The sequence below is a fragment of the Rhodococcus sp. (in: high G+C Gram-positive bacteria) genome, assembly GCF_049591685.1.
Lineage (GTDB): Bacteria > Actinomycetota > Actinomycetes > Mycobacteriales > Mycobacteriaceae > Rhodococcoides.
Genome location: NZ_JBAWFH010000164.1, coordinates 1 through 8,837, shown reverse-complemented (window position 1 = coordinate 8,837; position 8,837 = coordinate 1). Strand labels below are relative to the sequence as shown.

The 8,837-nt window shown below is 64.6% G+C and carries 5 protein-coding genes; 3 read left to right on the top strand and 2 right to left on the bottom strand.

Annotation, left to right across the window (positions count from 1 at the left end):
- The 3 genes from WBQ44_RS07070 to WBQ44_RS07060 all read left to right on the top strand — a co-directional run.
- The coding region (locus WBQ44_RS07070) for an arabinosyltransferase C-terminal domain-containing protein (protein ID WP_495566008.1) at positions 1-1,141 on the top strand (1,141 nt) is incomplete at its 5' end.
- 119 nt (positions 1,142-1,260) lie between these two features.
- Positions 1,261-4,572: an arabinosyltransferase domain-containing protein gene (locus tag WBQ44_RS07065; RefSeq protein ID WP_495566007.1), complete on the top strand. Its 3,312-nt coding sequence runs from the start codon at positions 1,261-1,263 to the stop codon at positions 4,570-4,572.
- Positions 4,573-5,343: 771 nt separating this feature from the next.
- Positions 5,344-5,856, top strand: a complete 513-nt coding sequence (locus WBQ44_RS07060; protein WP_495566006.1) for a hypothetical protein — start codon at positions 5,344-5,346, stop codon at positions 5,854-5,856.
- 274 nt (positions 5,857-6,130) lie between these two features.
- Here WBQ44_RS07060 and WBQ44_RS07055 read toward each other — a convergent pair whose 3' ends face one another.
- Both WBQ44_RS07055 and WBQ44_RS07050 read right to left on the bottom strand, forming a co-directional pair.
- On the bottom strand, positions 6,131-7,675 hold the full coding sequence (locus WBQ44_RS07055) for an acyl-CoA carboxylase subunit beta (RefSeq protein ID WP_495566005.1): 1,545 nt from the start codon (positions 7,673-7,675) through the stop codon (positions 6,131-6,133).
- 3 nt (positions 7,676-7,678) lie between these two features.
- Positions 7,679-8,837: thioesterase domain-containing protein (locus WBQ44_RS07050; protein ID WP_495566004.1), on the bottom strand; the 1,159-nt coding region annotated here is incomplete at its 5' end.

The window sequence follows — 8,837 nt, the reverse complement described above, 5'->3', positions numbered from 1 at the left end:
CGTCAAGGGCGCCGTCGCGCAATACCCCGCGTACTCGGTGGCTCGCTCGAACCTGAACGCACTGGCCGGAAACACGTGTTCGCAGGCGAACGACGTCCTTGTCGAGCAAGATCCGAACGCCACAATGCTGACACCGATCGACTCCTCGGTCGCGGATTCACTTGCCGGGCCCGACACTGTCGGCTTCACGCCGGACGGTATCGCCAACGACCTCACCGCCGACGCCGAGGACGTCTCACAAGAGAGCACCCGCGGGTCCACCGACGAGTCGGACTCCGAACAGCAGTCATCGACGTCGGCCGGATCGTCGGGCACCGAAGGCGGCACGACCGAGGCGACCGGAGTCAACGGAAGCTCCGTCGCACTCCCGTTCGGTCTCGACCCGTCTCGCACCCCTGTCCTCGGTAGCTACGGCGCCGACACGTCGGAACCCGCAACACTCACCACCCAGTGGTTCTCACTACCAGCGGATCCTGACGGAGACTTCCTCGCCATCAGCGCAGCCGGCCGTATCCGGTCGGTGGACTCCGACGGCATCGTCGCGTCGGGTCAGCCGCTCGAGGTGGAGTACGCAGCTGGCGACGAGGTTCTAGGACGAATCACTCCGATCGACATCGGACCTCAGCCGTCGTGGCGCAACCTGCGAGTCCCGCTGGCCGACATTCCCAGCGGGGTCGACCGCATCAGGCTGGTCGCAACGGATTCCGACATCGCGCCCGACCAATGGCTCGCGGTGACGCCGCCGCGCATCCCACGAACGACCCCGCTCGTCGACGTCATCGGGCCCGACGTCCCAGTGATGCTCGACTGGACCGTCGCGCTCGGCTTTCCGTGCCAGCGTCCGTTCGACCACAAGGACGGCGTAGCCGAACTGCCCGAGTACCGAATCCTTCCGGACCGCAGTGGTGCAGCCGCACACAGTCCGGTGATGGATGCGTTCGGCGGCGGTCCCCTCGGGTGGCAGCAGCTCGTCCTGTCGGCAGAGGTCCTTCCGACTTACCTACGCAACGACTTGGATCGCGACTGGGGTTCGCTCGAGAGATTCACCCCACTCGATCCGTCGGCGACGCCCGCCGAACTGACCGTCGGAACGGTGACTCGCAGCGGTTGGGAGACGGAGGGCCCGATCAGGGTTGGTTGAGACGAAGGTTGGATGAGGCGAAGGTCGGAGTAGACCGACCGGGATGAAACGGGCTTCATCCCGGTTTCCGGGCGATGCAAATGCGGTGTTTCGATCACGCTCGCATAACATCGACAATCGTGCCCGACGCCGTGACAGATACCTCCGCCGTGCCCTCCGCCCAACCGCCGAAGGGTTCCACGGTCGATCTGCGATCCCAGGTGCGCACCACACGGCTCGTTGCCATTGTCACCGGACTGCTCGGCGCCCTACTGGCCATCCTGACGCCGTTCCTCCCCGTCGATCAGACCACCGCCACCATCTCCTGGCCCGAAGCCGGAGCCATTCGGGACGTCGACGCGCCACTGGTGTCCCAGGCACCCGTCGACCTCACCGCGTCAATCCCCTGCAGCGCCGTCGCCGCACTGCCCCCGCAAGGCGGACTTCTCCTCGCCACCGCGCCTCCGCAAGGTGAAGGCGCCGCGCTCAACGGCCTGTTCGTTCGTGTCGGCGAGAACAATGTCGACGTCCTCGACCGCAACGTCGTCGTCGCGACGGCACCGCGCGCAGAGGCGTCGGGACCCGGTTGCGGAACCATCGAAATATCTTCCGACATCGACGCGACGACCGCCGAGTTCACCGGCCTCACCGACGAGGACGGCAACCCCCGCGCCGGACGCCTGGACGGAGACCTTCGTCCCCAGGTCGTAGGACTGTTCACCGACCTCACTGGCGCCGCACCGGCAGGCATGTCCGTCACCGTCGACGTCGACTCCCGCTTCTCGTCCAGCCCCACCATCCTGAAACTCCTGGCGATGATCCTTGCGGTGGTGTGCACCATCATCGCGATGGGCGCTCTCGGACGACTCGACGGCACCGACGGTCGCGGCCACCGCCGTTTCTTCCCGTCCCACTGGTGGAAATTCACCGGTGTCGACGTCACCGTCGTCGGCGTGCTCGTCGGCTGGCATTTCGTCGGCGCGAACACCTCGGACGACGGCTACCTGCTGACGATGGCCCGCGCCGCCGACCACTCCGGCTACATGGCCAACTACTTCCGCTGGTTCGGCGTACCCGAGGCCCCGTTCGGGTGGTACTACGACGTGCTCGCCGTGTTCGCCAAGGTCTCCACGGCCAGCCCGTGGATGCGCCTGCCCGCGCTCATCGCCGGCGTCCTGTGCTGGATGGTCATCAGCCGAGAAGTCGTCCCTCGCCTAGGCCGCGCCGTCCGGAAATCGAATGTCGCACTATGGACCGGCGGATTGGTGTTCCTCGCCTTCTGGCTGCCCTACAACAACGGCCTGCGGCCGGAGCCGATCGTCGCACTCGGCGCGCTCCTGACCTGGTGCTCCATCGAACGATCCATCGCTACCGGTCGCCTTCTCCCTGCGGCCTCTGCGTTCCTCATCGGAGCTTTCACCCTCGCTTCGGCGCCCACCGGCCTGATGTGTGTGGCCGCCCTGCTTGCAGGCGCACGCCCCATGGCGCGCATCGTGGTTCGACGCCACCGCCAGGTCGGCACGCTGCCACTGTTGGCGCCGCTCGCCGCCGCCGGCTTCCTGGTGCTCGTGGTTGTCTTCGCCGATCAAACCTTCGCGACCGTCATGGAATCGACACGCGTGCGTACCGCCATCGGACCGAACGAGCAGTGGTACCAGGACTTCCTGCGCTACTACTACCTGTTCGTTCAGACGGTCGACGGCTCCCTCGCCCGTCGCTTCGCGTTCCTCGTCATGCTTCTGTGCCTTTTCTCGACGCTGTTCATCCTGTTGCGCCGCAAACGAGTTCCCGGCATCTCCAACGGTCCCGCATGGCGACTCATCGGCGTCGTCTTCGGAACGATCTTCTTCATGATGTTCAACCCGACCAAGTGGACGCACCACTTCGGGTCGTACGCGGGCATCGCGGGCAGCCTCGCCGCACTGACCGCCGTCGCCATCTCGGCGAGCGCACTGAGATCGCGGCGCAACCGAACGATCTTCCTCGCCGGCCTGATGTTCGTTCTCGCCCTGTCGTTCTCGGGAATCAACGGCTACTGGTACGTCTCGAGCTACGGCGTCCCGTGGTTCGACAAGACGGTCTCACTCGGCGGCAACGAATCGAACACACTGTTCCTCGTCCTCTTCGCCGCTGCCCTGGCACTCGCCGGGTGGCAATACCTGCGCGAGGGATACGCACCCCCACAACCGCGAGCCGCATCCGAACGCGGTAGGCGCATAAAGAAATTCGCCGCAGCGCCGCTCACCGTCGTCGCCGGACTGATGGTGTTGTTCGCAGTGCTCTCGCTGGTCAAGGGCGCCGTATCGCAGTACCCCGCCTACTCCCTCGCCCGGTCCAACATCGAAGCGCTGACCGGCAATTCGTGTGGACTCGCCAACGACGTACTCGTCGAAGCCGACCCCAACGACGGAATGCTGCAACCCATTCCGGCCGACTTCGATCCCACGACCGGACCCCTCGGCGGCGAAGACCCCTCCAACTTCACCCCCAACGGCATCCCCACCGACCTCAGCGCCGACGCCGTGGAAGTCAAACCAGGGCAGGGCAACACAGATCAGCAGAGCGTCGGACCCGCGTTCGAAGAAGGTCAGAGCTCCGGCACCGGAGGCGGCATCGGCGCACAGGGCGTCAACGGGTCCACCGCCGCCCTCCCGTTCGGACTCGACCCCTTGGCCACACCCGTCCTCGGCTCCTACCAACCCGGTATCCAGGAACCAGCAGAAGCCACATCCAGCTGGTACTCCCTCCCCGAACGATCCGACTCCGCGCCACTGATCGTCGTGTCCGCAGCCGGCCGCATCCTGTCCTACGACGACACCGGCGCCCTCACCTACGGCCAGTCACTGCTCGTCGAATACGGCACCCGCCAGCCCAACGGCTCCGTCGACGTCAAAGGCACCTACCTGCCCCGCGACATCGGCCCCGCGCCGTCGTGGAGAAACCTACGCATCCCCATCGCCGACCTCCCCGCCGACGCCGACGCCGTCCGCATCGTCGCCAACGACCCCAACCTCACCGGCGACCAATGGTTCGCATTCACACCCCCGCGCGTACCGCAGCTCGAATCGCTGAACTCGCTCATCGGCAGCGAACAACCCGTACTGCTCGACTGGGCCGTCGGCCTCCAATTCCCCTGCCAGCGCCCCTTCGACCACCGCTACGGCATCGCCGAAGTCCCCGGCTACCGCATCCTCCCCGACCGTCCACTCGCCGTCAGCTCCACCGACACATGGCAATCCGCTGACAACGGCGGCCCCCTCGGGTTCAGCGAAGCCCTCGCCCAACCCGTCACCGTCCCCACCTACCTCGACAACGACTGGGCCCGCGACTGGGGCTCGCTCGAACGCTACGACCGCTACTACCCCAGCGCCGTACCCGCCACCGTGGACACCAACGAAGTCACCAGGTCCGGATTCTGGACGCCCGGCAACCTCCGAGTGTTCGAGCAGTAGGGGCACTGCGTCGTCCGCCCGCCATCTCTCTGCTCCGGCATCGATGGCACTTCGTAGCCGTCTAACCGTTGCAGTGGGACATCGATACGGTTCGTGCACTAGACCAACCTGGCATCGATGGCACTTCGTAGCCGTCTAACCGTTGCAACGGGACATCGATGCGGTTGGAATCGGCCACGGACGGCAGTACTCGACTGCTCCGACACTTCTGGGGTATTTCGTCGGCGGACGAACAGGTTCTGCACAACCCGAGTGGTTATCCACAGGTTCGACGAACGGCCTCGATCCGGCGCTTTCATGTCGGTTGCCAAACCGACAGTGATGCCTATGAAGAAGCCGACATGGGCCCGAACATCGCAATTGCTCGATTACAGTACGCACGGCGTAGCCACCAGGGCGCAACTCCGCGAAGCCAGGGTGTCCGACAGCAGTCTCACGGCCCGTTGTGCACCGGGCGGCCCTTGGCAGCGATTGCTACCTGGCGTCTATCTGCTCTACAACGGGCACCCTTCACCGTTGCAACGGTCGATCGCGGCCCTTGCCTACTGCGGAGAACGGAGTGTCATCACGGGTAGGGTGGCGCTTGGTCTTCACGGCTACGCCACCGACGCCTCAGTGCATGAAGTGCACGTACTCGTGCCTGCCGATCAGCGTCGGGCGTCCAAATCTTTCGTACGCGTCGAGCGCACCTATCGCATGCCCGAAATCATCAACAAGGGCAGCCTCCGCGTAGCACCGCTTGTTCGGAGCCTTGTAGACACCACCCGATCCGTGAAAACCGACGAACATTGTGTGCGACTCATGGCCGAGGTTTTGCAGAGGAGAGGCGCGACCCTCGAAGAGATTGCCCACGAACTCGACTCTGGCCCACGATGGCATGGCGGCATCAGCAGGCGGGTTGTGCAGGAACTACGCGACGATGCCCACTCGGTTGCTGAACTGCAGGCGCAGAGGCTGTACGCCGAGAGCGGCCTGCCACCGATGATGCACAACTGCGACATCTACACCGAAACGGGTAAATTCATCTGCCGGGCGGACAACTGGCTGGACACGGTCGGAATGGCCTGGGAGATAGACTCGTTGGCACATCATCTATCGCCTGCGGATCACGCCAAAACGCTGGAGCGGCGAACCAGAATGCAATCGAACCAATTGATTGTCGCATCTCATCTGCCCAGCGAAATCCGGAAATACCCCGCGAGGGTTCTGTGCGATCTGCGCGCGCATTACGAGTTGGCGCGCAGCCGGCCGCGCCCACCGGTCGTTGTCTCTACTCGACAATGACAATCAGCCGCCATCATCGCACCCGCATCGATGGACCGTTGCAACCGTCCAACCGTTGCTATGTGCCATCGATGCCGGGGCGGGCGGGCAGGAATGCGCCCGGCATCGCGCATCGATGGACCGTTGCAACCGTCCAACCGTTGCTATGTGCCATCGATGCCGGGAGGGAGGCAGGAGTGCGCCCAGCGTCGCGCATCGATGGACCGTTGCAACCGTCTAACCGTTGCCATGTGCCATCGATGCCGGGAGGGAGGCAGGGCGGGGAGCGGGGAAGCTAGATCGGAAACAGGTGATGCTTGCGGGGGTTTTTGAACACTGTTTTGTCCTGCAACAGTTTCAGTGCTTTGCGGAGTTCGAGGCGGGTGTGGGAGGGCTCGATGACGGCGTCGATGTAGCCGCGTTCGGCTGCGACCCAGGGGGTGGCGACGTGCTCGTTGTAGAAGTTGATGAGCTGGCGTCGGACGGCGGGGGCGTTGTCGCCGGCGGCGGCGAGTTGCTTGCGGCCGATGATGTTGACTGCGCCTTCGGCGCCCATGACGGCGATACGCGCTGTGGGCCAGGCGAAGTTGATATCGGCGCCGAGTTGCTTGCAGCCCATCACGGCGTAGCCGCCGCCGTAGGCTTTGCGGACGACGACGGTGACCTTGGGAACCGACGCTTCGATGTACGAGAACAGGAAGCGTCCGCCGCGCTTGATGACGCCGACTTTTTCCTGTTCGACACCCGGGAGGAATCCTGGCGTGTCGACGAGGAACACCAGCGGGATGTTGTAGGCGTCGCAGATCCGGATGAAGCGAGCGGCTTTATCTGCGCTGTCGGCGTCGAGGGCGCCGGAGAGGTGCATCGGCTGGTTGGCGACGACGCCCACGGATTTGCCGTCGACGCGGGTGAGTCCGGTGATGACGTTCGGTGCGATTTCCGTCGACATTTCGAGGAACTCGCCGTCGTCGAACAAGCGCAGGATGATGTCGTGCATGTCGTAACCGGCGTTGTCGGCGTCGGGCATGATCTTGTCGAGCGAGCGGTCCGACTCGGTGATTTCGGGTTCGAGCCCGGGGTTGACGACGGGCGGGTCTTCCTGGCAGCTCGACGGCATGTAGCTGAGGTAGTTGCGAACCCAGTCGAACGCTGCCTTCTCGTCGGGCGCGACGTGGTGGACGTTGCCGTACTGGGCCTGCTTTCGAGCGCTGCCGAGTTCGTCGAGGCTGACGTCCTCTCCGGTGACGGACTTGATGATGTCCGGTCCGGTGACGAACATGTACGCCTCTTCGGTGGCGACGACGACGTCGGTGTTGATCGGCGCGTACACGGCACCGCCTGCGCACTTGCCGAGGATGACGGAGATCTGCGGGCACATACCGGACAGCGGTTCGTGCCGACGCCCGAGTTCGGCGTACCAGGCGAGCGAGGTCACGGCGTCCTGCACACGGGCACCGCCCGAGTCGTTGATGCCGATGACGGGGCAAGCAACCCTGATGGCGAAGTCCATGATGCCGGCGACCTTGCGCCCGAACATCTCTCCGACCGTTCCACCGAACACTGTCTGATCGTGCGAGAACACGGCGACAGGGCGACCGTCGACAGTGCCGTGTCCGGTGACGACACCATCGCTGTAGAGGGCGCTCGGATCGTTCGGGGCTTTGACCAGTGCACCGATTTCGACGAAACTGCCCGGGTCGAGCAGCATGTCGATGCGCTCCCGGGCGCTGGGGATGCCCTTCTTCGCGCGTTTGGCGATACCGATCTCACCTGCCGGTTCTCTGGCGAGTTCGAGGTTGGCGCGTAGCTCGGCCAACTTTTCGGCGGTGGTACCAGTCAAGATCTAAGCTCCGGTTCTCAGCGACTCGATTTCGTCGAGTTTCTTCGTCATGTGTGCCGCGATTCGTCCAATGTACGGCTCGTCGACGACCGCGAGATGGTCGCCTCCGATTTCGACGATCTCGAGATCTTTCACCACCGGAGCCCAGCCGCCGTGCCGCTCACGGGTGGCGTACGCGGGCTCGAGCGCGATGGCATCGTCGTGGTATTTGTCTGCGAGGTACAGCGTGACGGGCCCGTTGTACGGCTTCAGTTCCGCCGTCTGGATCGCGCGATTGTCGAGCCACGAAGTGCGCTGGTGCTCGATGATGCCGCCCGGAATCTTGGCGCCGCTGAGCTTGACGAGGTCGGTGATGATGCGAATCTGACCTTCGTCGTCAGCGTCGACGAGCTTCTCGTACGGGATCGGATAGTCGACACCGTAGGTCTTCTTTGCGAACGCCGAGTAGCGCTCCCAACGCCGGCGAACCTCGTCGCGGGTGTCCGGTATTTCGGTACCCGGCATGACGGTGTCCAACAGGCCCACGTAGGCGACCTCGATGCCCTGCTCTTCCATCTGACGAGCGACCTCGTAGGCGAGGATGCCGCCGAGGGACCAGCCGACGAACACGTACGGGCCCTCCGGCTGGATTTCACGAATCAGAGGGATGTACTCGGCAGCCCGCTTCGCGATGGGCCCCTCGACGCGCTCCAACCCGTACATCGGCGTGCCCGCGGGCAGCTTTCGCAGGAGGGGTTCGTAAGCGACAGTGGAGCTTCCGGCGGAGTGGAACGCGAACACCGGCGTGGCCGTCGACCCTTCGGGGCGGGGCCGCAGGTTGCGGACCAGCCCGTCCATCTCGCCACCTTCGAGGTGCGGACGGACCTTCTCGGCGAGCTGCTCGATGGTCTCCGAATCCAGAACGTCGTCGAACGTGACCTCACCGCCCGCGCGGTCGGTCAACCGCGCAGCCAACTTCTCGGCAGTCTCGTCGTCGAGAATCGGCAGGGTGTTGAAGATGCCCTTCGCGGACTCCTTCGTCACGACGGCCCACGTCGCGAACGTCATGCGCTCGGCGTTGTCGCGCGGTGGAACATCCGAACCGGCGGCCTCTGCAAATGCCTCTTTACCACCCAGATCCGTCTGCGCCGCAGCCGTTTCGGGCGCTGCAGCCGTTTCGGGC